The sequence below is a fragment of the Scytonema sp. HK-05 genome, from assembly GCF_963872035.1.
Taxonomy (GTDB): domain Bacteria; phylum Cyanobacteriota; class Cyanobacteriia; order Cyanobacteriales; family Nostocaceae; genus Kalymmatonema.
In genome coordinates this window covers 25246-51570 of sequence record NZ_CAWMYC010000096.1, presented here as the reverse complement: position 1 = coordinate 51570, position 26325 = coordinate 25246, and the positions used below count along the sequence as shown (strand labels likewise).

Below are 26325 nucleotides of genomic sequence, written 5' to 3'. Positions count from 1 at the left end.
AGTTTTTTTTGGTTAGCTTGTCGCTTTATGCGGCATTTTTTTTGACAAGCCGCTAACAAGCAGATCAGACGTAGTTACTTGGTTTGAGCAAAGCATTTTGTGCTTTATGAAGGACATCCTGAAAATTTCAGGTTAGAAGCCCACAAATGAAAGAATGTTTTGCTTGTTTTAAGGAAAACAGTTAAATAAAGAAGTGATTGATTTCTTCTCTCACTAAAGACTAGGGAAATTTAAGCTGTTCGTTTGGGTACAGCTTCAGTCATGTCCCTCCGCTTTTTAACTTTGGTTTCCCAGACATGAAGTTTAGGAGGTACAATCAGTAATGCTCTAGAAGGCTTAGCTAAATTAAGCCCTAGCTGTAACTCTAGCTTTGTTAAAATGTTAGCTGTCTTGTTGACGCCAGTGTTAATAGCTGTACCTGCATTGGTACGGAAAATGCCGCGTTTTACTCGTTTGTCCTTAAATACCAAGCTCTTGGGTTTTTCACCATATTTTGACAGTGGATAAGTGTTTAGGAATGATGGTTGAGATATGTACGTCTTGTCAATTTCTACAAACTGCATCCCGTAGAACTCGCACAGTTGCTTGATATGGTTTTTAAGTCTTGCAGTTAGTAGTTCCATAAACGGTTGATTGATTTTAGTTGCTAAATTCGAGTTTTGCTGACTTCCTCTATTCCATCCAAAAAATTCCGCTTTAATATTATGTTCCAGGCAGTAGTCCATGACTAGCATTGCGGATTTGTTAAGAGTATCTCGCATGTGGTGATTACGCTTCGAGGTTATACGTGCACTTCTAACACTCCACAAACCTTGAAGTCTAGGGTGTTTAATAGTTGCAACCTGTTTGTTGTATGGTTGATTTTGTGATTTCATTTTGCCCTTATCAATAATAAAGCTTGTTCCAACGTTGCTAATACAGATTAGCCAATTAATAATTTGTGCATCAATGCCAAGAGAACTTTTTTAATCTCCGGTCATTAAGTACGGCTTCTAAGAGGATGTCTGAAAAGATTGGATAAGGTATATTTTGTCATTCTGTTCGCGTAGCGTGCGCCAAGGGCGCATACGTAACGAAGTGGAGCGTAAGCGCAAAGCGCAGGCTCCTTCATGTGCGAAGCGTGTCCCCTTGCGACTCAGAATCCCTATTCACCGTGGATTTGTGAGATGCTGAGCGCCCTTGGCGCACGCCCTCGCGTTCACTGCGCTGTCGCTCCGTGCCTCGCTCTGCGAGGAGCTACGCTAACAGCATGACATTTTTGACTTCTCAGACATCCTCTAACTCACCATTGAGGTTTAACAAAGATTGGTGATATTGATACATTGGTTAACCACCTCCTCGCTATTTTAATTTTTTTGTTAGTAAGCTAATATTTCTGACTATCTATGACACTATTAAAACAAAAAAATTGGGCATTATACTATTTGGTAAGAAAGCATGAAATTGCCAAGTTTACCTGTCAAAGTGTCCATTCTTATATAGAAAATAGGTGAGTACATTTCTTCTGAATGTTGCACTTAGATCTAGAAACAGAGGCTAAGTAAAAATCTGCGCCATCAAGTCAGATAATTTTATTGGCTTTTTTCGCTAAATTCAAGGCTTTGAGTTTGATGTTGAGTTATGAAATGGCATCAACTCTTTTTGGTGCAAAAGGTCAGTTTCTTGGCTGGTTTTCTTCGGCTAAGAGCGGAACGATTCACGCTCATACAAAAGTGGCAGACAGGTTGTGTGTCTATGACAATGAATTTTCTCCCCGCTTTCAAGAAACGGGGCTTTCAGGCTAGTTTCTTGTCATGTGTGATCTAAATTGGGTAAGTTCTACCTTTTAGAGTTTGGCAAAGCAAGTGCTTGATTCTAAGGGGGCTTGGAGGCAAGCGCAAAGGGTACACTGGACGAACGAAAGACAATATGTGAAGATGCATAGTGTTGTCTGTTTATCGTTGCTGGATAGTGCTAAAACCTAGCAAAGCCTGTTTGTAGCAACTAGTTACTAAAGCTATTAGTTGGTTAGAAAGAACGAGGGATTACAAGGCTTTTTCTTAGAGAAATCTGTCTTAGGTTGAATGACGATTATGAACCATTTGGTTATCACTCCTTCTATAAGGTTAATTAAAGGTTCTGCTTGCTCGATGCTCTACTTTGTTGAGATATTCAACAATGGCTGCTTCGACAACTCGACCTTTCCACATTGCTTGTTGCTGGGCAAACTGATGTAACCTTTGGGCTACAGTTCTGTCAATGTATACGTTTACATTGATTCTTTCTCTTTCTGTCACTCTAGCCATATACTAATAAAAGAACTTACCACGCTTGATAAGTACATTTATAACTTGAAATCAGAGTAAGTGCAACGTCATTATAGAGATTTATTATTGAAAGATGCTTATGGATGGTGACGCCCGAAATAAGTTAGCAGAAGCTATCAAGAAAACCAGGGGAGATAGAAGCCAGAGAAAGTTTGCTAAGGATTTGGGCGTAAGCTATGTGACTATACAACTCTGGGAACGAGGAGAAGTTATCCCAGATTTGGCAAACTTAGAGGCGATCGCTACTTCTCGTGGACAAACCCTTGAGCAATTGCTCGCTGAAGTCAGAGGACAAGCAACTGAGGTAACCCATAAACCAAAAGTGGCGGAGGATGTACTTCCTACCGCCAGACAGTTATCCAAAAAGGAGCGTGTTCGTTTGATTAAGCTTTTGGTTGATGAGGTAAGTGGAGAATGTTAGTCGTAGCTGCTTTCTACAATTTGTTCAAGGCATTTAACGACTTCTTCAAATTTCTCCTCATCATTTTGAAAAAACCAATCTGTGAAAGCTTCTAGCACCTCTTTTTGTGTGTAGCCTGCTGTAAAAGCAGTATCTACAAAGACGAAAACGCACTCCCTAAGAGTGCGCCTGCGCTCGTTGGTAAATAATTCCTGAAAAGGATTGTAGATTTCGGCACCCTGAAAATTATTACTTTGCATCGTAATCTTAGTCTGCTGTACTGGTAGATTTATAGCCTGTGCATTAATTCTTATTTTGCACAGGCTATTTTTAAGTTACAAAAAGCACAAGTACTGAAACACTCTACCTAAAGATAGATGTGGATTTAAAGTTATTTATTTGTCAAGGTTCAGTTATTTTTGACACTTATCTAAAGTTACGTTCTTGTTATGCTGTAAGTTAGGTTTTCTAAATAAAATATTTTTTATGAAAAAAACCCAAGAATGATTTGCTGTTTTTAATTTCCTTATCAGTTGTTCCTCTACGACTCCTGTTTCTTATTTTGTAGGGGAAAACGCCGCTTTTTAAACTCCCTCTACTATCCTGAGCGGAAGTAGGGAAGTAAAAAGTGCTTTCATGAAATCAAGACGTTATTTAGAAAAGCAAATAATTCAGTATATGCAGTTGTTGGGTGAACGGTATGAGGTATCACACCCTACACTCGGTGCTGACAATTTTGTTTAAGGCGATTCCAGCCAACCAGCTTTCACTGTCAGTAGACTGAAAATTTTTGAAACTTCAGGAGAGAATAAGGGTTTCAGCCGATTGGGGCTGCCGATAAGGCGAAGGCTTGACAGTGAGTCGCAAAGCGGCACGATACGCGTTCGTGTATCGCGACTAGAGACCGATCAAGTAATCTATTGAGGGAAAGTGGTTGGTTGTTGTAAGTGGCTTGACGAAAATAAGTAGGTGGACAAAAGTAAATGCAACTGTGTAAACAAAAATTAAGGGTCGATTTACAAGTTCTCGTCAACAGGTACGAGACTGTGAATTAAAACGAAAGCGTTTGACCTTGAAGAATTTAGCTTTTTTGTCTAGCTCTAACCCTTTAATTTTGGCCAAGGTATTGTACATACCTTTAATTATTTACACCGACCTACTTAGTTAGAAAATCAACTATCACTGTTTCATCACTTTAATAAAGGTTTGAATTTGGATTCAAACTTTAGTTGGAGCCAAATTTCCATTTTAAGATGGACTGATTGATCAATCAGTGTATTGTGCAAAAGTTTCAACTCTTAGTGGACGACAACTTACAGCAGATTACATATATTGAATTCATGCAAAAATTGATAGCAATTTAGTTGTAAGAGCTAAGTTTGCCTCACGGAGGATAGTTTTATGGCATCCATTCCATTACTGATTAAAGATGATTTTGAGTACCTAAGGGTTCCATCTCAGATTGATTTTTTTGGCGATTCCTCTGTTAATCATGCACTCACTGCTGTCGCACAAGAGGTTGTTGAGTTGCTTCAACAAGCTTATGCTTTTCAAACTGACGGCATCAACCACGTCAAGACGAACTCGATTCGCGTAGTCGAGCCAGAGTACACGGATATCATTCCTATTGAACCTTTGACTGCTAGGCAGTTAGAGGTGTTAAAACTGATTGTTGACGGGCATAACAATATTATGATCGCCCGGAAGCTTTATATCGCTGTAGCTACGGTAAAAGCCCATATTCGCAAGATTCTGAAGAAGCTCTATGTGAGCGATCGTACTCAGGCAGCAATTCGGGCACTCCGCTGTGATCTTGTCCACTAAACAGGACGATGATGGGTTTGAAAGCGGTCATGATCTTTACAGTTTGTATTTCTTAAGGAGATAAAGCCATGTCAGACAAGCATGAAGCTGTGAACATTTTTCCATCCCATGTTGAGGCAGAAGCTGCCGTGTTAGAACTTCAAAAAGCTGGCTTCGACATGCAAAAGATTTCGATTATCGGTAAAGACTATCAAACCACTGAGCATATCCGTGGCTTTTTAACTTGGAAAGATATTGCTAAAGCTGGAGCTGGAGAAGGAGGCTACTGGGGTAGCTTTTTTGGTGGACTATTCGGCATTCTCACAGGTGTCGGCTTGCTCTTTATTCCGGGAGTGGGTCCTGTGATTGTTGCTGGGCATGTTGCTGGAGTGCTGGCAGGTTGGCTCGAAGGTATGGTTGTGGGTGGTGTTGGAGCTGCCGTTGCTGGGGGACTGGTAGGTGCCCTTGTAGGATTGGGAATCCCAAAGGAGAAAGCCCTAAAGTACGAGACACAAATCAAAGCAGGCAAGTTTATGGTCATTGTGTCAGGTACAGATGAGGAAATCAATCAAGTGCAACAGATTCTACAAAATGCAGGTCATGAAGTTAATCAAACAGTTGTTGCTTAGTACAGCATTTCATTAATTTGTAGCAGATTAAATTTGGCGATACTCTGCGTCTCTTTGCACGTTCCTCCGCTACCTGGTGCGTTTAAAAAAGTTACGAACTTATGCAATGCCTGTACTTAGTGAGGGCAGCGACCACACAACGATGTCTTGTATAAAGTAGTTGTTGCGTTTTGGATACAACGGAATCGACTGCAAACGTCTCCTTAGAGGAACTCTCATGAAGCTCGACACAGTATTTACTTCAACCCTTACTTTTAATTCCACGACTCCTTACCATCAAAGTACTTGGCAAGTTATTCAAAGTTATGTTCAGCTTACAAAGCCTCGCATCATCTTATTGTTACTGATCACGATGGCTGCCAGTATGGAAATGGCAGCAAAAGGGCACGTCGCTCCCTGGCTTCTATTGATCGCGTTAGTGAGTGGTGCTTGTGCCGCAGGAGCAGCAAATACAATAAACTGTCTTTATGATCGCGATATTGATTTCGCGATGGAACGAACCCGTCATCGTCCGCTTCCGTCGGGTCGGATACAACCTCATCACGCATTACTGTTTGCGATCGCGCTCACACTGATTTCGTTTACGCTGCTGGCTGTCTTTGCTAACTTGTTGAGTGCTAGCTTAGCAATGGTAGGAATTCTCGTTTATGTATTAGTCTACACCCACTGGTTGAAACGGCATCACTCCCAAAACATCGTTATTGGAGGAGCCGCAGGGGCAATTCCGCCTCTGGTTGGGTGGGCAGCAATAACAGGTGATTTGAGTTGGGCAGCGTGGTGCTTGTTTGCGATCGTGTTTCTATGGACACCTCCTCATTTCTGGGCATTGGCAATGATGATTCAAGATGATTATGCCAAAGTTAATGTTCCCATGTTGCCCGTGGTTGCAGGGAATGAAACCACGACTCGACAAATTTTTGCCTATACTTTAATCCTCATTCCAGTAACCTTACTGCTTGCCTATCCGCTCCATGTTATGAATTTGCTGTATCCAATTGTTGCGCTCGTTCTTGGTGGCATTTTTGTTCATAAAGCCTGGTTGTTAATGCAGTTTCCCTCAAATCTGGAGTTAGCACGAGCGCTGTTCAAGTACTCCATTCTTTACATAATGCTGCTATCGATTGGAATCATCATCGATTGTTTACCCATTACTTCTGACATATTTAACACAATTTCTTAACTATCAATTTATTAAATTCAGGTGTGGATAATACAAATCTGAATTTGGGTTCGATAAGATTCTTACATCATTAAGCAGCATACATAAATTTCTGCTTTTTTGATTGAACGCGACAAGAGAGTTACATTGCTAAGCTATTCATGAGACAAGATTGCGGAATGTAACTTCCATCTGTGTCCATCTGTGGTTAATTATTCTTTTTTTTGAATCAATGCAAGAAGTCGATTAAATTACTCGCTGTTGTTTACTTTCCCTTTCGTAAAATGAATTCCTCGACTCACCCTACGATTATTGTCGGAGCTGGTTTTACGGGTCTTTTCACGGCTTTGCATCTGCGTCATCAGCATGATTTTCGTTCAATCACCCTGATTGATCCGCAGGAGCGGTTTGTTTTCAAGCCTATGCTGTATGAGCTACTAACGGGTGAACTGCCAGACGATACAATCTGTCCAACTTATGAAGAATTGCTGCAAGGCAGCGGTATCAACTTTGTCCAGGACAAAGTAGCAGCAATCGACTTACAAGAAAAACGCGTTCATTTAGCCTGTGGCTTAGACTACACCTACAATTACCTTGTATTAGCAGTCGGCAGTATTCAGGGCTATCTGGGAACGGAAGGAGCGCAAGAGAACGCATTCGCATTTCGGACGCGAGAGAATGCGTTAGCTTTAGAACGGCAGTTACGGGATTGCTTGCTGCACGCTAGCCAAACGAAGGACGAACAGCAACGGCGATCGCTCTTGACATTTGCCGTTGTTGGGGCAGGTCCAACAGGTGTAGAAATGGCAGCAACGCTAGCGGATCTGTTGCCTTACTGGTACGCCCAACTCGGCGGTAATATTCATGAGATTCGCATTGTCTTGATTAATCACGGCAAGACCATTCTCTCCGGGGATGTCAACGCCTCCCTAAAGGAGTTAGCGTTACAGGCTTTTAAAACCCGAACTGTACTGGTTGAGCTAGTTTTGGGTGTGGGAGTGAAAGCGGTTCATCCCGATCGTCTGGAGTATCAGCCTGCCAATAGCTCAGAAATAAATACTTTATTAACGCAAACGACCATCTGGACAGCAGGTACGGCAACAAATCCACTGATCCAAAGCCTCAGTACTCAGATAAGCGCAGGTCATTTGGATCAGCATGGTTTACCGCTTGTAACCCCAACCCTGCAACTGCTAGATTTTCCAGAGGTGTTTGCAGCAGGAGATTGTGCAGATGTGCAGCAACAGCGACAACCTGCTCTGGCACAGGTGGCATATCAGCAAGGCGCAAGCATTGCCCACAATCTCATTGCTCTTACCAAAGGTGCATCGCCTAGCCCAGCCCATGTGAATTTGCGGGGAACTCTAATGAAATTGGGTATGAGCAATGGTGTGGCGAATCTGTTTGACAAAGTGCAGATTACTGGCAAACCTGGTGATATCATTCGCAACGTGACGTATTTGGAAATGCTGCCTACCCCGTTACATGACTTTAAGGCAACAACCGAATGGCTTAAGGAAGAAATCTTCCATCGTTACCACCGACCCAACCTGGTTTCGCAAACCGCTGCAAAACAGCCTCCTCTCTCTGCTAGTGAGCAACGAAATCGATCACTAGTGAAAGCGCTGGCGATTCTAGCCCCGATCGCTTTTCTGATTGCTGCCTATTTGGGCTTACGAACTCCACCATCCGAACAGATTAGGCAACCGCAGATGAACTCAACTACGCAACCAACCCCATAGCACTATAACCAGGAGAACGCGATGCCTCTGCCGCCATTGAATGACCAAAATCTCCCTTATCCGGATACGATACATCCGGTCGTTGTTCACTTTGTGATTGCAATGGTATTTTTTGCCTATTTTTGTGACATCGCCGGATATCTTAGCCGCAACCACCGGATGTTTGAAGTGAGTTGGTGGAACCTGGTTGTTGCATCAGTTGCTGTTTTTGTTGCCGTTATTTTTGGTGAATTTGAAGCAGCATTGGCACAACCCTATGCTGCTGCCCAACCCGCATTAAATTGGCACACAGTGAATGGTTGGTCAATTTCAGCCATTCTCGTTGCCATCACGGCTTGGCGCGGCATCGTTCGGGTTCGTGATCCGCTAAAGGTGCCTGTAGTTTACCTGGGTGCAGCCACATTTTTGATGTGTCTCGTCTGTTTGCAAATTTATCTGGGTAATTTAGTGGATTGGGTGTATGGACTCCATACGGTGCCTGTGGTGGAAGCAATAAAACAAGGACTCATAAAATGAATCCACAATTGATTGAACAACTTAAGCAATTGGGAATTGAATTAGGGGCAAACGGATTGCCGTATCGATTTCCACTACATCCCAACTTCGTGCATCTAACGTTGGGTTTGTTCATTATCGCGATCGCGTTTGATTTCGCAGGTACGTTCTTTCCGTTAGAACGACAAATTCTGAAGTTCTTCTCAATGCCAGTTAGTCGGTCTAACTTTTTTGATGTAGCGTGGTACAACGCTGTTGCAGCATCTGTGATTTCGTTTTTTACTGTGGCGGCAGGCTTTTTCGAGATCTTGCTGGCAGAACCCCCCACGGATATGAATAGCGCTTGGGGATTGGGTGCGGGTACAACCATGCTGTTGCATGGCGTAGGTGGAGTGTTATTACTAACCATGATCGTGGGAATGACGATTTGGCGAGGATACCAGCGCTTTCGCTGGCGCAAAACCAATCTTCAGCAAGTGCAGTGGAGTTACCTGCTGGCAGGAATTTTCATTTTGGGATACATGTTCGTTCACGGGACATTGGGGGCGCAATTGGGAGCCGAGTTTGGCGTGCATAATACGGCTGCTTATCTGATTCGGCAACGCGAAAACCCCAATCAAGTCCTCCAACCCTAAACGTTTGATTATGCGAACCTTTAACATTGCACTATTAGCTATTTTTGTTGGCGTGATCATTCTTGCCAGTCATGCAATGGGACAGCAAGCGTATCATTGGCTTCCGATCGCAGCAGCAAAAGAAGCAGAACCAGTTGGTCATTTGTTTAGTTTCCTGGTCAAACTCGGAGCGATCGTCTTCCTGGGTGTATTGGGGATGCTGCTCTATTCTATTCTGTTCTACCGAGCCGCCAGCAGCGATACCAGCGATGCACCTGCCATCCGCGGCAATTTGAAGTTGGAAATTACCTGGACGGTGATTCCAATTCTACTAGTGATATGGATTGCAAGCTACAGCTACAACATTTACCAGCGCATGAACACTCTTGGTGCCTTGCCACTGGTTCATCTGCACCTCCTAGAAGCCCCCGCCTATGCTGAGACGGGCAGTAGCGATATGCAGCCCAGTGAACAGATTGAGGTCATCGCAAAACAGTGGTCTTGGTCGTTCCGCTATCCCAGCCAGAATGTCACTAGTACGGAGTTACATCTTCCAGTCAACCAGCCAGTTCATTTAATGTTGCAGTCTGAGGATGTAGTGCACGGCTTTTTTGTACCCAATTTCCGAATAAAGCAAGACATCATTCCGAACCGGACGATCGAGTTAAAGTTCACCCCCAATCGTGTCGGTCAATATCAACTGCACGACTCTCAATTCAGTGGCACTTATTTTGCTCTGATGGAAGCAAACGTGTATGTCGATTCTCCTGAACGTTACAGCCAATGGCTAGCCCAAGCTGCCACCCGTCCGCCTGTCCCAGCAGTGAATCCAGCAACGTCTGAACATACTCAACCTCCGGGAATACCGCTGCGGAGCAATTGGCGTACTGTTCCGCCTGCTCAGCCTCCCGTTGTGAATTTTGCTCAATAATTCCGCAACATTTTATCATATCATGTTATGTGCGCCAAGTTACCCATAATAAAACTTATATGTAGTAACGATTTGAGTCCTTGTTTTCAAAGGAAGAGGACTTTTGTCCTCACTACAAACTTAGTACTGCATTTCATAAATCCGTATCGCAATAAACGGCTTGTCGTTGCGCTAAGCGCGTTCGCCGCTAGGCGTGCCGCAGGCATAGACAGCGCAACAACGAATTATAACGCTACGAACTTGTGCGATCTTGTACTTAGTAGGTTATTTAATTGGACATGATATCAGTCAGGATTTGACAACCCTCTTGCAGTCTCACAAAATCTCTTGCTCAACCTGCCCCGATTCAATTTTTACAATCCAAAATTCAAAACTCAACACTATACTAAGAAGGTAATTAATGACAAACATTTCTGTTGCAGGTGCTGAAGACCCGCTCAAGCTTGGACAGACTGGTTGGAAGCGCTACTTCAGCTTTAGCACCGACCATAAGGTGATTGGTGTTCAGTATTTAGTCACAGCATTTATCTTCTTCCTGATTGGCGGCTTATTCGCCATGATTGTTCGTGCAGAACTGCTCACCCCGCAATTAGATGTCGTCGATCGCTCGCTTTACAACGGACTGTTCACGATGCACGGCACAATTATGATCTTTCTGTGGATCATTCCGGCAAATGTGGGATTGGCGAACTATTTGGTGCCACTGATGATTGGGGCGCGAGAGACTGCCTTTCCGGTACTGAATGCGATCGCCTTTTGGCTGATCCCGGTTGTGGGGGTCTTGCTGTTGTTCAGCTTTTTCTTACCCAGTGGCACGGCTCAGGCTGGTTGGTGGTCTTATCCTCCTGTTAGCATCCAAAATCCCTCTGGTCACTTGATCAACGGGGAATTCATCTGGTTACTAGCAATCGCAATCTCTGGGGTATCCTCCATCATGGGCGGTGTGAACTTGATCACGACGATTGTTCAAATGCGAGCACCAGGGATGACCTTCCTTCGGATGCCGGTTTATGTTTGGACGACTTTCAGTGCTCAACTGTTGCAATTGTTTTGCCTGCCAGCCCTCACGGGTGCAGCTATTATGTTGCTGTTCGACCTCTCCTTTGGCACAAACTTTTTCACCCCCTTCAAGCAGGGTGATCCGGTGATCTACCAGCACTTGTTCTGGTTTTACTCTCATCCTGCTGTGTACGTTATGGCGTTGCCTGCGTTTGGAGTCTTCTCAGAAGTTCTTCCTGCCTTTGCCCGCAAACCACTGTTTGGTTATAAGACCGTCGCTATTTCCTCGCTGCTTATCGCTTTTGTCAGCACTCTCGTTTGGGTGCATCATATGTTTGCCAGCGCCACACCCGGCTGGATGCGAATGTTGTTTATGGCAACGTCAATGCTCGTGTCAGTACCGACGGGAATCAAAGTGTTTGCCTGGACTGCGACAATTTGGCGAGGCAAACTGCATTTCAAGACCCCAATGCTATTTGCTTTAGGCGGTGTCGCCATGTTTCTGTTTGCAGGCATTACTGGGGTAATGCTGGCTGCAGTACCCTTTGATATTCACGTCAACAATACTTACTTTGTAGTGGGGCACTTTCACTATGTAGTTTTCAATACCGTAACGATGGCGTTATACGCTGGAATCTACTTCTGGTTCCCAAAAATTACCGGACGCATGTATTCCGAGGGGTGGGGCAAGCTCCACTTCTGGCTCACCTTTATTGGAGCGAACCTCAACTTCTTTCCAATGCACCCAGTCGGCTTACAGGGAATGGTGCGCCGCATTTCTTCCTACGACCCGCAGTACACGGGATGGAATGTAGTTGCCAGCTTGGGAGCTTTCTTATTAGGCATGTCTACCTTACCCTTTATTGCCAATATAGTAAGTTCTTGGTTGCAGGGACGCAAATCGCCTAATAATCCTTGGAATGCCACTGGATTAGAGTGGACAACCTCCTCACCGCCGCCGAGCGAAAATTTTGAAGAAATTCCAACCGTGACCTCGGAGCCTTATGGTTACGGAGAACCTCACCGCTTGACTGTCGAGCAATCGTCTATTTAGAGAGAAGCAGTCATGAAGACAGGAACAATAAAACGATTGATTGCTGGAACGTTAACAATTGGCATGATTGGACGGTTGCGATCACAGCCCCTCTTCGCGCTTCCAGTTAGCCAAGCTCAACGAAATCCCTCTCAAGACTATGTACTTCCCTATCGGGGCAGTTGGACAGGAACCTTCCGTACTGTCGGTTCTCAGGGGCAGATACTCGTATTTATTGATCCTTCCGGCAAACTGTACGGAAGTTTGAAGTCCAACGATGGTGAGAACTTTGCTCAAATTAGCGGCTACCATCGCGGAAGTACGTTTCATATGGTTTTCACCCCTCCACCCAGCAGCCTTAACCAGTTTGGAACTGCTAGTCCTTACACCGTTGATGGAACCGCAGAGTGGGAGCAAGGGGTGAGGCGATTTGTCATCTCAGCCCCAACTAGAACGGGTCACTCACAGTTATATACATTTGAGCGACTATCCAATCGATGAAACAATACATCGAAGTGATAGCAATTTCCTCAATGCTTGCTACAGATACTTTTCTGGCTCCCCCCTTGACAAGCTATGCCTTAGTCGCATCTTTCTTAACAATCCACAACGGCTACGCTGTGTGGGTTGTGGGTTCGAGCTTCAAATTACTTAACTTTTTTGACGATTGCCTTCTCTTCTCTTTACCTTATTGAAAAAGCTAATTGGTATAACAATTGGCAAAAGTCTATGCCACTGTTTAATAGCGATTCCGAGAAAGAAAGTAACACATTGGCGATCGCATAACGTGCCGCAGGCATTCCCCCTAAATCTCCTCACTCTCATCTCCGGCTTAAAAAGGGGGACTTTGGCTGAATTCTCCCCCTTTTTTAAGGGGGGCTGGGGGGATCTGACTCTGACGGAGAAGTTTGAAAACACGCCCTAGCCGTCCTCCGGTTTCGCTACTGCAACTGAGAGGAAGGTTGAACTTACTGCGGTAGCAATTATTCACTCATAAGAAAGATACCTTGGAGAATCATATGTCAACCCTTTCCAACTCTGTTCCACTTACTGGCAGCAAACTCACTATACGACCTGATTCACGCCAGATTGCTCCAGTTGACCCAAACGAGCGCATTGAAGTGAGCCTCTATTTGCGACAACCCTCTCCACTGGATTTATCGAATGCGATCGGTGCTCCTCACCAACGGCAACTGCTCAGTCGGGAGGAGTACGAGCAGAAGCACGGAGCTGATCCCGAAGATATCGCTAAAGTCAAGGAGTTTGCACAACAGCATGATTTGACTGTCGTTAAAATCAGTGTTGTCCGCCAACTGGTTAAACTGGCTGGTACAGCGGCAGCGATGAGTGCTGCATTTGGGGTCGAGCTGAACCACTACGAACATCCTGAGGGCAACTACCGAGGTCGCGAAGGTGAAATCCATATCCCAACTGAACTGGCTCCCATTGTTCAGGCTGTAATGGGCCTAGATAATCGTCCCGTCGCTCAGCCCCGCTTTCGCCTGCGTGAGGCTGCCGCGAGCCCACAAGATTTGGAAACTTATACGCCGCCACAGGTTGCTCAGCTATACAACTTCCCAACCAATCTCAATGGAAGCGGTCAGTGCATCGCCATTATTGAACTGGGTGGTGGTTACGATGATAACGCTATGGCACAGTATTTCACTCAGCTGGGTATCCAGCCGCCAACCCTAGTAAACGTGTCAGTTGATGGTGGACAAAATAGTCCTGGTAACGACGCTGACAGCGAGGTTTGTCTCGACATTCAAGTCGCTGGTGCAGTTGCGCCCGGTGCAAAACTTGCTGTCTACTTCGCCCCAAATAATAGTCAGGGATTTATTAATGCCATCACAAAGGCTATCCACGACACCGATAACCAGCCCTCGATCATTTCAATTAGTTGGGGTGGGGCAGAACCGCCTGAACTTACGCAGTACGAGCAGACTCTCAATCAAGCGTGCCAAGCGGCTGCCCTGCTGGGTGTAACTATCTGCGTTGCTTCCGGTGATGACGGCTCTAACGATCGCGTTAATGACGGTAAAGCGCATGTTGACTTCCCAGCATCCAGCCCCTATGTCCTGGCTTGTGGTGGCACCACGCTTCAATCTTCTGAAAACGCGATCGCCAGTGAAGTGGTTTGGCACAATCCAGATGGAGGAGCTACCGGGGGCGGTGTGAGCGATCTTTTCGACCTGCCCTCCTGGCAAGCTGGAGCCAATATACCGCCATCAGCCAATCCGGGGGGTCGGGTAGGACGGGGCGTTCCCGATGTGGCAGGAGATGCCGATCCCCGCAGTGGTTTTAAAATTTCAGTTAACGGACAACCACAAAGGATTGGTGGTACCAGTGGAGTTGCACCTCTGTGGGCAGGGCTAATTGCCTTGATTAACCAGAGACTGGGCAAACCCGTCGGCTATCTCAACCCTATCCTTTATCAGCAACTCGCCCAACAAAACCTGCTCAATAACATCACCAGTGGCAACAATGGAGCCTACCAAGCTCGTCCTGGTTGGGATGCCTGCACGGGATGGGGTTCGCCTAACGGTACGCAGTTGTTACAGGCACTCTTAGCACTGGGGCAATCGTCGGACGACAGTAGGTTTCAGAACAGTTGTACCAACATCTCAATTAATGGAGATGTCTTATCCGCTGCTTGTGCCGATAAAAATGGTAAGAGTAATTCCACGCAACTCACCTTGATGGGAATCAGCAACGAAAATGGACAGCTAGTACAAGCCAACCTGAATAGTCCCAGTACCTTTCAGAACAGTTGCACCAACATCTCGATTAATGGAGATGTCCTGTCTGCTCAGTGTGCCGATATCAAGGGCAATGTTCACCAAACTTCGATTACCTTGAAAAGAATTAGCAACAACAATGGACAGCTTACCTATGAGTAAATGAGTTCTGATGTTCCAAGGCTCAGGACTTTCTCAAGAAGCAGGAATTGACGCCTAACTAATAAAACCCCCTTCTTTGCGAGCTATGCATTAGTCGCATCTTTCTTAACATTTGGGAGAGCGATCGCTCTCCCAGTAGCAAACCCCATTCCTTCACGATTAATTGTCAATAAACTCTAGGTTTTATCAAGAAGGATGAGTAGTATTTTGTCAAGAGGCTTGGCAGTTATGCTTCTTGAAAGCTTGGCAAGCCCTGTTGGGGGGGTCAAAGTATAGCGTTTGAAAAGGAAATTGGTATGAGTCGCGATCGCCCTCGTTTTCCCTAAAAGTGGACAAGAACCTTTAGATGTCTCGATCAACTTCATCTCAGGAGTTAGTGATGCAAAGCCCGCTCAATCCAGGGAATTCATCCCCAGAAAACATTCGCTCAATCTCCGAACGGGATAATCTTGCATTTGGATTTCCCGTATTCCTCCTATCGGAGAGCATCATCTTTATCAGCTTTTTTGTCACTTATGCGCTGCTTCGCTGGCAAAACCCAACTTGGTTTCCACCAGGAGTTTCTGGATTAGACATTCCTAGAGCAGCAATTAACACCGTCATTCTAGTGTCCAGTAGTATCGTGATCTATTTTGCAGAGCAATCGCTCGCTCGTTACAAGCTGGTTAAATTTCGTCGTCTGTGGTTAGTGACTGCTGCATTGGGTGTAATTTTTCTGATTGGACAGGTGATTGAATGGCGCAACATGCCCTTTGGACTGGATGAAGGGCTGGCAGGTGCAACCTTCTATCTGCTGAGTGGTTTTCATGGGCTGCACGTCTTCATTGGCGTAGTTTTGCTGCTGTATATGTATGGACGCTCCCTCGTTCCCGGCAATTACAACGCGGGTCATCAAGGTGTCAGTGCAGTCTCCCTGTTCTGGCACTTTGTTGATGTTATTTGGATTATCTTGTTTCTGTTGCTTTACATCTGGTAGTACCAATTCTCTATGAAGTTGAGCTTAATTCGACCCCCCTGTAGTCCCCCCAAGGCATCGGGGGGACGCTAAAGGCGGGGGTAATTATTAAGCGCTTTGTTACAGAGAATTAGTATAGCTATCTTCAGCAGTATCTTATATTACTCACAATGAGCTTAAATTCAGTAGACCGAAAACTTTTCCAGAAGGCTTATCAACCATTGATTTGAGCGAGTGTACACCATTCGCGCTTAATCCCCTTAGAATCTGCTTTTTGAGCAACAGGCGTTGTGGATTGACTCTGTGCACTCGCAGGAAGATTGCACAGAGTCAACTTCAAAAGCATCGCCTGAAACCCTTATGACAGCAGAATCTAGGAATCAGGACTCAGGAGTCAGAAGTAAACTTTGCTCTATGTCTGGCTTTTAAGTTTAAAAACTGTACCTCAAGAAAAATGCAATCTGCTGTAAGCCTGGCGATCGCATTCTCGGCTTCACAAAATCACCCATCACAAGGAACAACCATGTTAGCTGTTCGCATTGACCATTTTGGATCTCCCTCTGAACTTTTAATTCAAGAATTACCAAAACCTAATCTGGCATCAGACGAGGTTCTGGTCGAGGTTTACGCGGCGGGAATTAATCCCAGTGATGTCAAGAATGTTTCAGGTAATATGCCAGACACCACTCTGCCTCGTACGCCAGGTCGAGACTTTGCTGGAATTGTCGTAGAGGGTTCAGAAAGTCTAATTGGTACTGAAGTTTGGGGTACAGGTGGCGATATTGGCTTTACTCGCGATGGTACCCATGCCCAATACATCGTGTTGCCGAAGCAGGCAGTCACCCCCAAGCCTCAAAATCTCTCTATGGATGAGGCGGGGTCAATTGGAGTAACTTACGTGACGGCTTGGTTGTGTCTTAATGCTGCACAACTTACCGCAGGAGAAACGGTTTTGGTAATTGGAGCAACGGGCGGGGTTGGTAGTGCCGCGATGCAAATTGCCAAATGGAAGAGAGCACATGTGTTGGGAACTGTGCGGCGAGAAAGCGATCGTGAACTAGCGCAGCAATCTGGTGGAGATATCGTCATCAATCTTGCAGACAAGGAGCTTCCGGAAGCGATTCTAGCAGCAACCGACGGCAAAGGCGCTTCGGTCATTATAGATACGGTTGGTGGAGCAATGTTTGAGCTGTGCTTGCAATCACTCGCTGATAAGGGTCGCCTGACTGAGATTAGCTCTCCTGCCAAGGAGCGGCGAGTTTGCTTTGATTTAATCGATTTTTATCGTCAAGAGTCAAGATTATTTGGTGTCAATAGTTTGGCACTAGATGCTCGTGCTTGTGCAGAAATTCTGGGAACGCTTACTCCCGGTTTTGAAGCAGGTGCCCTCCGTCCTCCCGTCGCCGGAATCAACCGTTATTCGCTTCAGGACGCGATAACGGCATATGAGCAAGTTCTTAATCGAAGTGCAATTGGCAGAGTAATGCTTGCACCCAAATCTATATGAGGTAACAGACATAGGCTGAAACCCCTCTTTTCTCGTAAGTTTTCGATCTAGTGTTAAGTAGTTGTTTAATTTAGCAATCTTGAGTGGTCAGAAATTGGAGCGTGTTGCATACTGCAATAAGTTGCTGCTCTTGGATAGCTCCAACATAAATAATGAGCAACGTATTTAGATAATAGAATTTTTCATTTCCTACTGCGCAAGTAAGGGTGGAGTGAAGATGATGCGAAATCTAGCCCTAGAACTGGAACCTTTGGGAATCAGCATTAACAACATTGTTCCTGGAGCGATCGCAACTTCCATCAATACCAAATTTTTCCATGAACCTGTGAAGTTGAATCTAGTTAAACAAAACATTCCTCTCGGACGGTTAGGAACGCCAGAAGACATTGCACCGATAGTAGCGTTTTTTGCATACTCTACTGCTGACTTCTAAAGAACACTCACCTCAATTCTTCCTGATAAACTGGAGCTCAATGTGATGGATGATGTAGGGAATAATTCAAACAAAATAGATTCAGTACCGTTCCAGAAGTTTAGTAAGAAATCAATTTTAGTGATTACGGGGATAGCGATCGCAGCCCTAGCAGGAACGATTGGTTATCGCTGGTGGATTTATAATAAAACCCATGAATCAACTGATGATGCCTATATAACGAGTTATATCCATCCGATTAGCAGCCGTATTGCTGGAACGGTCATTCAGGTCAATGTAGATGATAATCAGGAAGTCAAGCAGGGACAAATACTGGTTGAGCTAGATCCCAAAGATTATCAAGTTGTTGTGCAACAAGCGCAAGCAGCATTGGAAAATGCCAGACGGCAAGCCAGTGCTGCTCAAGCGACTATTAACCTGGCATCTCAAACGGCTCAAGCCAATACAACAGAAGCAAAGGGGGCAGTAGGGGACGCGATCGCCAGCATTGCCAGTTCCCAGTCTGCTGTCAAGCAGGCGCAAGCAGGAATCGCGACTGCACAGGAACAATTCACCAAAGCCCAGGCACAGGAAGCCAATACCAAAATCACTTACGAACGGTATGAACAGCTTTATCAAACGGGGGCAATTCCTAAACAGCAGCGAGATGATGCTTTGACGGCTTATCAAGTTGCCCAGGCACAAACGAAGGCGGCACAGCAAGGTATTTTGGATGCAAAAGCGAAGTATCAATCCGCACTCGATGGTATTGATCAAGCCAGAGCAAACTTAGTGGATTCGCAGGGCAAAGTGCAGCAGGCACAAGCGAGTGGACAGCAGACCGAAGTCAACCGCCGTCAGTATAAAGCTGCCCAGGCGCAAATTGCCAGTGCGGATGCCAATCTCAAACAGGCACAGCTCAATTTGTCCTATACCGTCATCAAAGCGCCTGTTGCAGGCAAAATTGGTAATAAAACAGTTCAAGTGGGTCAACGGATTCAACCCGATCAACCGCTGCTTTCTGTCGTGAGTGATGATAATTGGATCGTTGGCAACTTCAATGAAACACAGGTGGGTAAGATGCAACCCGGAGAAGCGGTTGATATTCGTGTGGATGCATTTCCAGGCAAGACTTTCAAAGGCGCAATCAACAGCGTATCGCCTGCATCGGGTTCAGATTTCTCCTTGCTGCCTCCCGACAATGCCACTGGCAACTTTACCAAAGTGGTGCAGCGGATTCCAGTCAAAATTACCTTTGATCGCAATAGCATTAAAGGCTATGAAAACCGCATCACACCAGGAATGTCGGTTGAAGTGACGGTCAGTACGGGAAGTCATTAAACATGAGCGAAAAACTCTGGTAACCATTCCTCGCACCTTTAGGCGAGAGGCTTTATCCCCCTCCCAACACTACTTGTAATATAGGAACGTACTCATGTTGTTTGCGGAATTTCAGGCGCGGTTACGTTTAACCAGAAGGTGTACTCACCTCCACGCCCCAAGACTCATTTTTCGTTGACACTCGTTGTCTAAGTCGGTTACTAGCGGAGCCTTAGATAAGAGTCAATACTCTGCTATTGCTTATTTCAGCGTAGTTAAATTATACCAAAATTGGCTTCGTTTTGATTTCAAGATTCTGTAAAGCCCTCCTACAAGGATGGGGTTTCAAACCCAAATTTTTGATGAAGAACCAAAACTTATTCCGGAGACGCAAATTATCAAGCTACAGCCTTAAAGAACTGCTTGACAATCGCCGCTCTTTTGTGCTTCAGGTAGTTCAACCAAGTTTGGAAGGATTGATGGATGGCTCTGTTTCTACCCTCGCACCTATCTTTGCAGCCGTGTTTGCGACCCAAAAGCCCCATGTAGGTTTTGTCGTTGGACTTTCGGCGGCGGTTGGTGCGGGAATCAGTATGGCATTCGCGGAAGCCCTTTCAGATACAGGAGTAGAAACTGGACGAGGACATCCGATTTTTCGAGGTGCGATTGTGGGTTTGATGACATTTTTAGGGGGCATTTTGCACACCTTACCATTCTTGATTTCCAACGTGAATACTGCACTCTACCTGGCTTATGGAGTTGTTGTATTTGAGTTAATTGTAATTTCTTACATTCGCTACCGGTTCTTCCAATTGAATTTTATTAAATCTGCCTTTCAAGTCATTGTTGGAGGCGTTCTAGTTTTTCTTTCCGGTGTTCTTATTGGAAATGGATAGCTGAGTATTTACAAAACACACCATCATGACACGATCTAAAATGATCAAACCACAGGTGAAACAATCCAGTGATTCTATTCCCGTATTAACCTGGGTAGCGGTGTTGGGAATGAACCTGGGCGCATTGATGTCATCCCTGGATGTGACTGCTACGAATGCATCGTTGCAAGACATGACTGGCGCGTTAGGAGCCACGCTGGATCAAGGTTCCTGGATTTCTACCGCTTATTTAATTGGTGAAATTATTGTCATTCCGTTAACAGGTTGGTTGGGCAAAGTCTTTTCCACGCGCTGGTACATGACGGCTAGCACGGTCTTATTTCTAATTTTTTCTATCGCCTGTGCCAATGCTACAACATTAGTTGAAATGATTGCCTTTCGAGGCTTGCAGGGATTCTTTGCGGGTGCATTCGTCCCTGTGGCAATGGCATATGTCCTGCGTCACCTACCACCCTCAAAACACACGATTGGGTTAGCAATCTTTGGTCTTACTGTCACCCTTGGACCTGCTATTGGACCGGCATTGGGCGGTTGGTTAACCTACAATTATAGCTGGCAATACATCTTCTACATCAATCTGATTCCGGGTAGTTTGATGCTGGCAACCTGCATTTTCTTAATTGAGCATGAACCGATGCACTTGAACGAATTAAAGCAGGGAGATTGGGCAGGCATATTAACAATGGGGATCGGGCTGGGCTGTCTGCAAACCGTGTTGGAGGAAGGGAACCGCGATCTCTGGTTGAATTCACCATTCATTGTGCGATTGGCGGCGATCGCAGTCGTCTCCCTGACCCTATTTGTGATAATCGAACTGACCAAAAAGCGTCCCTTTATCAATTTGCGTCTCATGCAGCGTCGAAACCTTGGGCTTGCCAGTATCGTCAATCTTGTCGCTGGGTGCGGTATCTTTGGTGCCATGTATGTGATGCCTGTATATCTCGATTCTGTGCAACACTACACTCCCTACCAGGTTGGGCTAACTCTAATGTGGGTTGGATTTGGTTCAGTGCTGGTGATGCCCTTCCTGCCTATAATTCAGTCTAAAGTAGATTCACGGGTAATTGTCGCCGTAGGATGTGCCGTCTTTGCAGTCAGCAATTTCATCAACTCTCACATGAGTGCTCAGTCAGGTACACCTCAGTTAATGCTGCCAGAGCTTATTCAAGGAATCGGGCAAACTTTAATCACGATTCCCCTATCTGCTCTAGCAACTGCTGGAATTCAAGGGGAGCAATTGGGTGATGCTAGTGCGTTGTTCAACCAGGTACGCTACCTGGGGGGTTCCTTCGCCGATGCAATCTTTGCGACTGTGATCCAACATCGTTCCGAATTCCATTATGATCGCCTGCGAGGTGATGTCAGCCTTTACAACGAAACAACTCAGCAGCGACTTCAAGAGATGATGCAGTATTTCATGAGTAAAGGAGCCGATTCAGCTACCGCCACCCAACAGGCGATTGCGGCGATCGCTCAAGTTGTGCAGCAACAGGCAACAATCATGGCAATTGATGACTGTTACTACCTGCTAGGGTTACTAATTCTTATCAGCGGTACTGCCCTACTGTTGATGAAAAAAGCTAAAACAACCGGGAACATCGTCGCCCATTAGAAATCAGTACCTTTAAGTTAAGGGAAAAAACCGAAGGGGAAATCAGATTAAAGGCTTCTTTAACCTTTCCAAAGCTGGTTTGGTCTAAACTGGGGGGCAAAGCTTAAGTTATAACTTTACTGGCACATGTTGCCTGTTCTCGAATTTGTCCAAGCCTAATAATGGATACAGTTCATTATTTTCCTCTTGAAAACGATAGTCGAGAACCTAAATATGCAATCAACAATCCAAACAACAACTAATTTACCTTCCTGTCGCTGGTTTCCAGTGCTGCAACGCAATGGCTCTGTATCTCAGATCGATTTTATCCAAAATTAACAACTCGGCTTTCTTTATCTGGCAAAAACCCTAGTACCGCAGGGGGGAAGTCAAAAGTCAAAAGTCAAAAGACTTATACCGTAACTCTTTTGCTGGTTTGTAATGGTGAAGCAGCGCGGAAGGAGGGTTTCCAACGACAGTTACCTACGGCGGGAGACCCGCCTTCAGTACTGTCTCGTCCGCAGGCGACTGCTGTTCGCCGTCAGGCGTGGCGTGCCTCCTCCAGAGGAGCTGCGCTAACGGCGATATGGCCGTACCCACTGGGCATACCCGAAGGGTAGCTTTATTTCCGCCGTCATGTACTAGCTTTTTGGCAAATACTTTTTCCATGTCACTGATTCTCAATAAAATTCAAAAACTAAAGCTACCGTCTTACCAGCGCAAACGCATCTAAATTAGTATTGACAAAAATCTTTGTTAGTGCATTAACGAAATCATTAAAGTTTATCGTTTGATTGATTTTTTACGACTGTCAGCGCCCGCCTAAAATTTTGTCAATAAGCAGTCATTAACAAGAAAGAATTCAGGAGCCAGGAGCCAGAATTCAGAATTGAATTCTGTGCGGCTGGAGGATGAATAAACGGGTTTAAGTTCCCCACTGATTGATTCTGACTCCTGAATTCTGACGAATGATTCTTTTTCAATGCGATTCTTTTCCCAATTATTGAGATTGAAACGCTCTTATTGACAAGATGCGTTTGCCCTGACCGTCTTACAAGGGTTTCAGTGTCAGCCTTTGGGTTTCGTAAAAATGGATAAAGTCGAGATCAGAATGAAGACGTGCGTTACTTACAGTGATATTTGAATGCTAACGGATATTCTGTAGAGACTGATGGAACATTTGGTTCACAAACTGAAACGGCAGCATTGATTTTCAGGCACAGAATAACCTTGAAAAAGATGGAATTCTTAGTTCTCAAAATTGGGATAAATTAGGAGTTTGTACTAATACATTTTAAGCAGGTTTTAAGTGTAGATAAGAACAAATTCCCATAAATTCATAGGGTAATCGAGGTTTGTAGTTGCAAAGAGCAAGGCTTAGCGCAACTACGGACTAAAACGCTACGTATTTGTGCAATCCTGTACTAAAATATTGACGCCGAAGGAGAATCATTATGAATCGACGACCAATAGGAGTGACTATTCTCGCTTCCTTACAACTGATTAACAGTCTTTCACTGTTACTTCAAGGAGTGGTAGTTTTATTCTTCAAAAAGTCTAATTTACATCAACTACTTCACACACCAGTACTTCCAAACAATATAGCAGATTATATTGGTGGCTTTTTGCTGTTTTGTTCTTTGATAAGTTTTCTTCTAGCTTATGGGTTATTTGGTCTCAAATTTTGGGCTTGGTTAATCAGTTTAATCTTTCAGATTTTAGCCTTAGTGGCGTTTTTCTTTGTGTTTTCTCAAGTGCGAACAACTGCTGGATTAACTGTGATAAGCGCCGTCATCCATGTGGTAATTATTTATTACTTATTTCAACCAAATGTCAGACGTTCGTTTGCTCCAGCCAGTTAATTTGGCAATGTCAAAAATTGAAAATGGCTACACTGCCGTTAAATAAAGAAGAAACTTTTCTCGACAAAAGTCTAATTCACGTTTTTGGTTTTTGCTTTTAATCTAAAAATATACAGATTATCTGCTTCCGCTATGCTTATCGCTCTTCTCCAAACTTTGGCTGAAATTCTGGCTGGAGGAACCTCCCTCACCAGTATGGAGCAAATTGACTTTAATGTTCCTGGTAGTAGACGGGATGAGAGTGCAGGTCCTTTTTTAAATCTTTACCTGTACGATATTCGAGAGAGTGCACAAGTACAATCAACAGGAAGGCAGATAGACCGCAGAATTTCAGAAGGAGGTTTATCAGCAGCTAATGTAAGTTCTTTGCCTGCTTGGTTTGATGTATCGCTGGTACTAACAGCTTGGAATCGCACGGCTTTGGGCGAGTATCATCTTTTAAATGAAGCATTGAGCTTGCTACTGCGCCACCGATCCCTACGGGAGGAGTTTTTGGCTCCTGAACTACGGGGTTTTGGCAATTTATTTATACATGTTGCTGTAACCCCACTTGTGGACGTAGGTTCTTTGTGGAGCGCTCTAAGTGTCCCTTTGCGTCCAGCCTTATACCTGACAATCACGGTACCCTTTGAGCCCGAAAAAACTTCAATACCTTTGGTTTGGCAACGAATTATTGGTCTTAACACGGAGCTGGAAAAAAATGGTAGCAGTCGTGTGATGACTAAACGGGTATCGATCGCAGGTGTTGTCAAAAGTGCAGCTACAGATTTGCCACTTGTCGAAGCACAAGCGACTTTGATGGGAACAGAAAAGTCAGCGACAAGTAATCAAGAAGGGTTGTTCTTTTTTGAGAATTTGCGATTGGGCAATTATATTATCAGGTTGGATTGTTCTGGGTATGTATCTCAAAACTGCAACATTTTGGTAGAAGGCAGCACTTTCACTTTTAAAGAAGTGTTCCTTACCCCTGTTTAAGAGAACATACAACTTGGATATTTAGCAATTTAAGACTTATTTTGATACGGAGGTATTTTCATGGCAAGACTTGATTACTTTGCTCCTGGTGTATATATCGAAGAAGTTGACCGAGGTGCCCGCCCAATTGAAGGTGTTAGCACTGCGGTTGCTGGATTTGTTGGTTTTACAGAGGATGTGCGCAATGGGGCAGAAGTATTTAAGCCCATGCTCGTAACCAATTGGACGCAATATCTGAATTATTTTGCCCGTCCAAACTCTGATGGTTTTACCGACTTCAATGCTTATTTACCTTTCGCAGTTTATGGCTTTTTTCTTAATGGTGGTGGTCGTTGCTGGATCGCGAGCATTGGTACACAATTACCTAATGCAACTAAATTAACAGCCCCAGAACCTGCTGTTGTGCAAATCAATGGTCGAGGGAATCGTCCATCCCTGATTCTAACCTTGCGTCCGGAGCAAGCAGCCGGAGGATTAGTTAACATCTTAATTACTGATAGTTCGCCTCGTCCCCTGCCTGAAGGTGTTGAAGGAGAAGCACCTCCAAATACAGGTGAGTATTTTACACTTCAGGTTCGTCGCGGTGAGGAAATCCTGGAGCAGTATGAGAACTTGACTATGAATTCGGAGGTTCCTCCTCAATTTGGAACCTACGCAGTCACAGCATTACGCAACTCCATGTATATCACTGTGACTGAAGCGGCTTCGACTGGACGACCATTAGCTCGACGCCCAGGTAATGGTCAGTACGAACTAGCTCCTCCCATTGTTCCATCTTCTCCTGATCGATTTGCGCGAGATGTAGAGGGGGTACGAGATGACCGCACGGGGGTACGCGGGCTTTTTGAAATTGATGAAATCACTATGATCTCCTGCCCCGATCTCATGCGGGTTTATGAAGCAGGGCTGATGAACTTGGAGCAAGTCCACGGCATTATGGAACTCATGATAAGTATGTGTGAGGGTTCCGCAAGTGGAGATATTCCTAACCCACCCAATCGCATGGTTGTACTTGACGCACCACCAGATCGTGTCAAACCTCAAGAGGTCGTGGATTGGCTACACAATTTTAACCGTCGTTCCATGTTTGGTGCACTTTACTATCCTTGGGTCAAAGTACCTAACCCGCGCAACGGTGGTAGACCAATTCTTGTACCTCCTTCTGGTCACGTAATGGGCGTGTGGGGTCGTGTTGATGAAGCTCGAGGAGTTTATAAAGCACCTGCAAATGAAATTCCCAGAGGTGTCATTGGTCTGGGCTATGACACTAATTTCCGCGAGCAAGAGCTTTTGAACCCTATTGGTATCAATTGTATTCGCAACTTCCCGAATCGAGGAATCCGCATTTGGGGAGCACGAACTTTAGTTGAGCCTGACAAGACCGAGTGGCGTTATATCAGCGTCCGGAGGCTGATAAGTTATATTGAAAAATCACTTGAACTTGGTACACAGTGGGTGGTTTTTGAACCCAATGATTTTGACCTATGGGCTCGCGTTACTCGCAATGTCAGCAACTTTTTAGAGCGTATATGGCGTGAAGGCGCTTTGTTTGGAGCTACACCACAACAAGCCTTTTATGTTAAATGTGACGAGGAACTAAATCCCCCAGAAACTAGACTTTTAGGTCGTTTATATATTGAAGTAGGTATTTGCCCTGTAAGACCTGCTGAGTTTGTTGTTTTCCGGATCAGCCAATGGAATGGTTATGAGGCGGAAGCTGAAAGCTAAAACGTTAAAAGTTGCATATTTTTGACATTGTTCATGAACTGTTTGTAGTTTATTTTCTTTAAAAGGAG

The 26325-nt window shown here is 44.9% G+C and carries 25 protein-coding genes and 1 pseudogene; 23 read left to right on the top strand and 3 right to left on the bottom strand.

Annotated elements, in window-relative coordinates; translation table 11 throughout:
• Positions 1-230: 230 nt before the first annotated feature.
• Positions 231-725, bottom strand: coding sequence for a transposase (locus tag AACT52_RS15155; protein WP_143172797.1), 495 nt, complete (start codon positions 723-725; stop codon positions 231-233).
• A 900-nt stretch (positions 726-1625) separates the two neighbouring features.
• Between AACT52_RS15155 and AACT52_RS15150 the strand changes: the two genes are divergently transcribed.
• Positions 1626-1784: a hypothetical protein gene (locus tag AACT52_RS15150; protein ID WP_158054647.1), complete on the top strand. Its 159-nt coding sequence runs from the start codon at positions 1626-1628 to the stop codon at positions 1782-1784.
• 321 nt (positions 1785-2105) lie between these two features.
• On the opposite strand, the gene AACT52_RS15145 is transcribed toward AACT52_RS15150, so the two are convergent.
• Positions 2106-2285, bottom strand: a complete 180-nt coding sequence (locus tag AACT52_RS15145) for a hypothetical protein (RefSeq protein ID WP_073631861.1) — start codon at positions 2283-2285, stop codon at positions 2106-2108.
• Positions 2286-2385: 100 nt separating this feature from the next.
• Here AACT52_RS15145 and AACT52_RS15140 point away from each other — a divergent pair, with 100 nt between their 5' ends.
• Positions 2386-2727, top strand: coding sequence for a helix-turn-helix domain-containing protein (locus AACT52_RS15140; protein ID WP_073631859.1), 342 nt, complete (start codon positions 2386-2388; stop codon positions 2725-2727).
• On the opposite strand, the gene AACT52_RS15135 is transcribed toward AACT52_RS15140, so the two are convergent.
• The gene (locus AACT52_RS15135; protein WP_073631857.1) at positions 2724-2966 is read right to left on the bottom strand and encodes a hypothetical protein; all 243 of its coding nucleotides are present in this window, start codon (positions 2964-2966) and stop codon (positions 2724-2726) included. The genes AACT52_RS15140 and AACT52_RS15135 overlap by 4 nt on opposite strands.
• Positions 2967-4335: 1369 nt before the next feature.
• On the opposite strand from AACT52_RS15135, the pseudogene AACT52_RS15130 reads away from it, so the two are divergent.
• The 21 genes and pseudogenes from AACT52_RS15130 to AACT52_RS15030 all read left to right on the top strand — a co-directional run.
• Positions 4336-4530 (top strand): annotated as a pseudogene (locus AACT52_RS15130) (response regulator transcription factor); the annotation flags it as partial.
• 68 nt (positions 4531-4598) lie between these two features.
• The gene (locus AACT52_RS15125; protein ID WP_073631853.1) at positions 4599-5138 is read left to right on the top strand and encodes a general stress protein; all 540 of its coding nucleotides are present in this window, start codon (positions 4599-4601) and stop codon (positions 5136-5138) included.
• 217 nt (positions 5139-5355) lie between these two features.
• Entirely contained in the window at positions 5356-6318 is a 963-nt protein-coding gene (locus tag AACT52_RS15120; RefSeq protein WP_073631850.1) for a heme o synthase, read from the top strand.
• 263 nt (positions 6319-6581) lie between these two features.
• Positions 6582-8039 carry an NAD(P)/FAD-dependent oxidoreductase gene (locus AACT52_RS15115; RefSeq protein WP_073631848.1) on the top strand — a complete coding sequence of 486 codons (1458 nt, stop codon included), beginning with the start codon at positions 6582-6584 and terminating at the stop codon, positions 8037-8039.
• Between the two features lie 21 nt (positions 8040-8060).
• A complete protein-coding gene (locus AACT52_RS15110; RefSeq protein ID WP_073631846.1) occupies positions 8061-8555 on the top strand; it encodes a DUF2231 domain-containing protein in 495 nt (164 codons plus the stop codon).
• Positions 8552-9169 carry a DUF2231 domain-containing protein gene (locus AACT52_RS15105; RefSeq protein WP_073631844.1) on the top strand — a complete coding sequence of 206 codons (618 nt, stop codon included), beginning with the start codon at positions 8552-8554 and terminating at the stop codon, positions 9167-9169. The genes AACT52_RS15110 and AACT52_RS15105 overlap by 4 nt, the downstream gene beginning before the upstream one ends.
• 10 nt (positions 9170-9179) lie before the next feature.
• Positions 9180-10079 (top strand): cytochrome c oxidase subunit II, encoded by a 900-nt coding sequence (locus tag AACT52_RS15100; protein WP_073631842.1) that lies wholly within the window; start codon positions 9180-9182, stop codon positions 10077-10079.
• 400 nt (positions 10080-10479) lie between these two features.
• A complete protein-coding gene (locus AACT52_RS15095; RefSeq protein WP_073631840.1) occupies positions 10480-12132 on the top strand; it encodes a cytochrome c oxidase subunit I in 1653 nt (550 codons plus the stop codon).
• 12 nt (positions 12133-12144) lie between these two features.
• Complete coding sequence (locus AACT52_RS15090) at positions 12145-12612, top strand: hypothetical protein (RefSeq protein ID WP_073631838.1); 468 nt, start codon at positions 12145-12147, stop codon at positions 12610-12612.
• Positions 12609-12806 (top strand): hypothetical protein, encoded by a 198-nt coding sequence (locus tag AACT52_RS15085; protein WP_073631836.1) that lies wholly within the window; start codon positions 12609-12611, stop codon positions 12804-12806. Before AACT52_RS15090 ends, AACT52_RS15085 begins: the two co-directional genes overlap by 4 nt.
• Positions 12807-13130: 324 nt before the next feature.
• Positions 13131-15011, top strand: a complete 1881-nt coding sequence (locus tag AACT52_RS15080; RefSeq protein WP_073631834.1) for a protease pro-enzyme activation domain-containing protein — start codon at positions 13131-13133, stop codon at positions 15009-15011.
• 379 nt (positions 15012-15390) lie between these two features.
• Positions 15391-15987: a cytochrome c oxidase subunit 3 gene (locus AACT52_RS15075; RefSeq protein ID WP_073631832.1), complete on the top strand. Its 597-nt coding sequence runs from the start codon at positions 15391-15393 to the stop codon at positions 15985-15987.
• A gap of 433 nt (positions 15988-16420) precedes the next feature.
• Positions 16421-17473, top strand: a complete 1053-nt coding sequence (locus AACT52_RS15070) for a quinone oxidoreductase family protein (protein WP_198940924.1) — start codon at positions 16421-16423, stop codon at positions 17471-17473.
• A gap of 169 nt (positions 17474-17642) precedes the next feature.
• On the top strand, positions 17643-17906 hold the full coding sequence (locus AACT52_RS15065; RefSeq protein WP_337251595.1) for an SDR family oxidoreductase: 264 nt from the start codon (positions 17643-17645) through the stop codon (positions 17904-17906).
• Positions 17907-17951: 45 nt separating this feature from the next.
• Entirely contained in the window at positions 17952-19226 is a 1275-nt protein-coding gene (locus tag AACT52_RS15060) for an HlyD family secretion protein (RefSeq protein ID WP_073631828.1), read from the top strand.
• Positions 19227-19567: 341 nt separating this feature from the next.
• Complete coding sequence (locus AACT52_RS15055) at positions 19568-20101, top strand: VIT1/CCC1 transporter family protein (protein WP_073631827.1); 534 nt, start codon at positions 19568-19570, stop codon at positions 20099-20101.
• A gap of 25 nt (positions 20102-20126) precedes the next feature.
• Entirely contained in the window at positions 20127-21713 is a 1587-nt protein-coding gene (locus AACT52_RS15050) for a DHA2 family efflux MFS transporter permease subunit (RefSeq protein WP_073631826.1), read from the top strand.
• Between the two features lie 407 nt (positions 21714-22120).
• Positions 22121-22312 carry a hypothetical protein gene (locus tag AACT52_RS15045; RefSeq protein WP_143172795.1) on the top strand — a complete coding sequence of 64 codons (192 nt, stop codon included), beginning with the start codon at positions 22121-22123 and terminating at the stop codon, positions 22310-22312.
• Between the two features lie 834 nt (positions 22313-23146).
• Positions 23147-23554 carry a hypothetical protein gene (locus AACT52_RS15040; RefSeq protein WP_073631821.1) on the top strand — a complete coding sequence of 136 codons (408 nt, stop codon included), beginning with the start codon at positions 23147-23149 and terminating at the stop codon, positions 23552-23554.
• A 132-nt stretch (positions 23555-23686) separates the two neighbouring features.
• Complete coding sequence (locus AACT52_RS15035; RefSeq protein WP_073631819.1) at positions 23687-24529, top strand: Pvc16 family protein; 843 nt, start codon at positions 23687-23689, stop codon at positions 24527-24529.
• A gap of 60 nt (positions 24530-24589) precedes the next feature.
• Entirely contained in the window at positions 24590-26257 is a 1668-nt protein-coding gene (locus AACT52_RS15030) for a phage tail sheath family protein (protein ID WP_073631818.1), read from the top strand.
• Positions 26258-26325: the final 68 nt, after the last annotated feature.

Excerpts from the sequence above, each read along its gene's own strand:
- AACT52_RS15155 (WP_143172797.1), bottom strand. The coding sequence starts at position 725 with ATGGACTACTGCCTGGAACATAATATTAAAGCGGAATTTTTTGGATGG.
- AACT52_RS15150 (WP_158054647.1), top strand. The coding sequence starts at position 1,626 with ATGGCATCAACTCTTTTTGGTGCAAAAGGTCAGTTTCTTGGCTGGTTT.
- AACT52_RS15145 (WP_073631861.1), bottom strand. The coding sequence starts at position 2,285 with ATGGCTAGAGTGACAGAAAGAGAAAGAATCAATGTAAACGTATACATT.
- AACT52_RS15140 (WP_073631859.1), top strand. The coding sequence starts at position 2,386 with ATGGATGGTGACGCCCGAAATAAGTTAGCAGAAGCTATCAAGAAAACC.
- AACT52_RS15135 (WP_073631857.1), bottom strand. The coding sequence starts at position 2,966 with ATGCAAAGTAATAATTTTCAGGGTGCCGAAATCTACAATCCTTTTCAG.
- AACT52_RS15125 (WP_073631853.1), top strand. The coding sequence starts at position 4,599 with ATGTCAGACAAGCATGAAGCTGTGAACATTTTTCCATCCCATGTTGAG.
- AACT52_RS15120 (WP_073631850.1), top strand. The coding sequence starts at position 5,356 with ATGAAGCTCGACACAGTATTTACTTCAACCCTTACTTTTAATTCCACG.
- AACT52_RS15115 (WP_073631848.1), top strand. The coding sequence starts at position 6,582 with ATGAATTCCTCGACTCACCCTACGATTATTGTCGGAGCTGGTTTTACG.
- AACT52_RS15110 (WP_073631846.1), top strand. The coding sequence starts at position 8,061 with ATGCCTCTGCCGCCATTGAATGACCAAAATCTCCCTTATCCGGATACG.
- AACT52_RS15105 (WP_073631844.1), top strand. The coding sequence starts at position 8,552 with ATGAATCCACAATTGATTGAACAACTTAAGCAATTGGGAATTGAATTA.
- AACT52_RS15100 (WP_073631842.1), top strand. The coding sequence starts at position 9,180 with ATGCGAACCTTTAACATTGCACTATTAGCTATTTTTGTTGGCGTGATC.
- AACT52_RS15095 (WP_073631840.1), top strand. The coding sequence starts at position 10,480 with ATGACAAACATTTCTGTTGCAGGTGCTGAAGACCCGCTCAAGCTTGGA.
- AACT52_RS15090 (WP_073631838.1), top strand. The coding sequence starts at position 12,145 with ATGAAGACAGGAACAATAAAACGATTGATTGCTGGAACGTTAACAATT.
- AACT52_RS15085 (WP_073631836.1), top strand. The coding sequence starts at position 12,609 with ATGAAACAATACATCGAAGTGATAGCAATTTCCTCAATGCTTGCTACA.
- AACT52_RS15080 (WP_073631834.1), top strand. The coding sequence starts at position 13,131 with ATGTCAACCCTTTCCAACTCTGTTCCACTTACTGGCAGCAAACTCACT.
- AACT52_RS15075 (WP_073631832.1), top strand. The coding sequence starts at position 15,391 with ATGCAAAGCCCGCTCAATCCAGGGAATTCATCCCCAGAAAACATTCGC.
- AACT52_RS15070 (WP_198940924.1), top strand. The coding sequence starts at position 16,421 with ATGCAATCTGCTGTAAGCCTGGCGATCGCATTCTCGGCTTCACAAAAT.
- AACT52_RS15060 (WP_073631828.1), top strand. The coding sequence starts at position 17,952 with ATGGATGATGTAGGGAATAATTCAAACAAAATAGATTCAGTACCGTTC.
- AACT52_RS15055 (WP_073631827.1), top strand. The coding sequence starts at position 19,568 with ATGAAGAACCAAAACTTATTCCGGAGACGCAAATTATCAAGCTACAGC.
- AACT52_RS15050 (WP_073631826.1), top strand. The coding sequence starts at position 20,127 with ATGACACGATCTAAAATGATCAAACCACAGGTGAAACAATCCAGTGAT.
- AACT52_RS15040 (WP_073631821.1), top strand. The coding sequence starts at position 23,147 with ATGAATCGACGACCAATAGGAGTGACTATTCTCGCTTCCTTACAACTG.
- AACT52_RS15035 (WP_073631819.1), top strand. The coding sequence starts at position 23,687 with ATGCTTATCGCTCTTCTCCAAACTTTGGCTGAAATTCTGGCTGGAGGA.
- AACT52_RS15030 (WP_073631818.1), top strand. The coding sequence starts at position 24,590 with ATGGCAAGACTTGATTACTTTGCTCCTGGTGTATATATCGAAGAAGTT.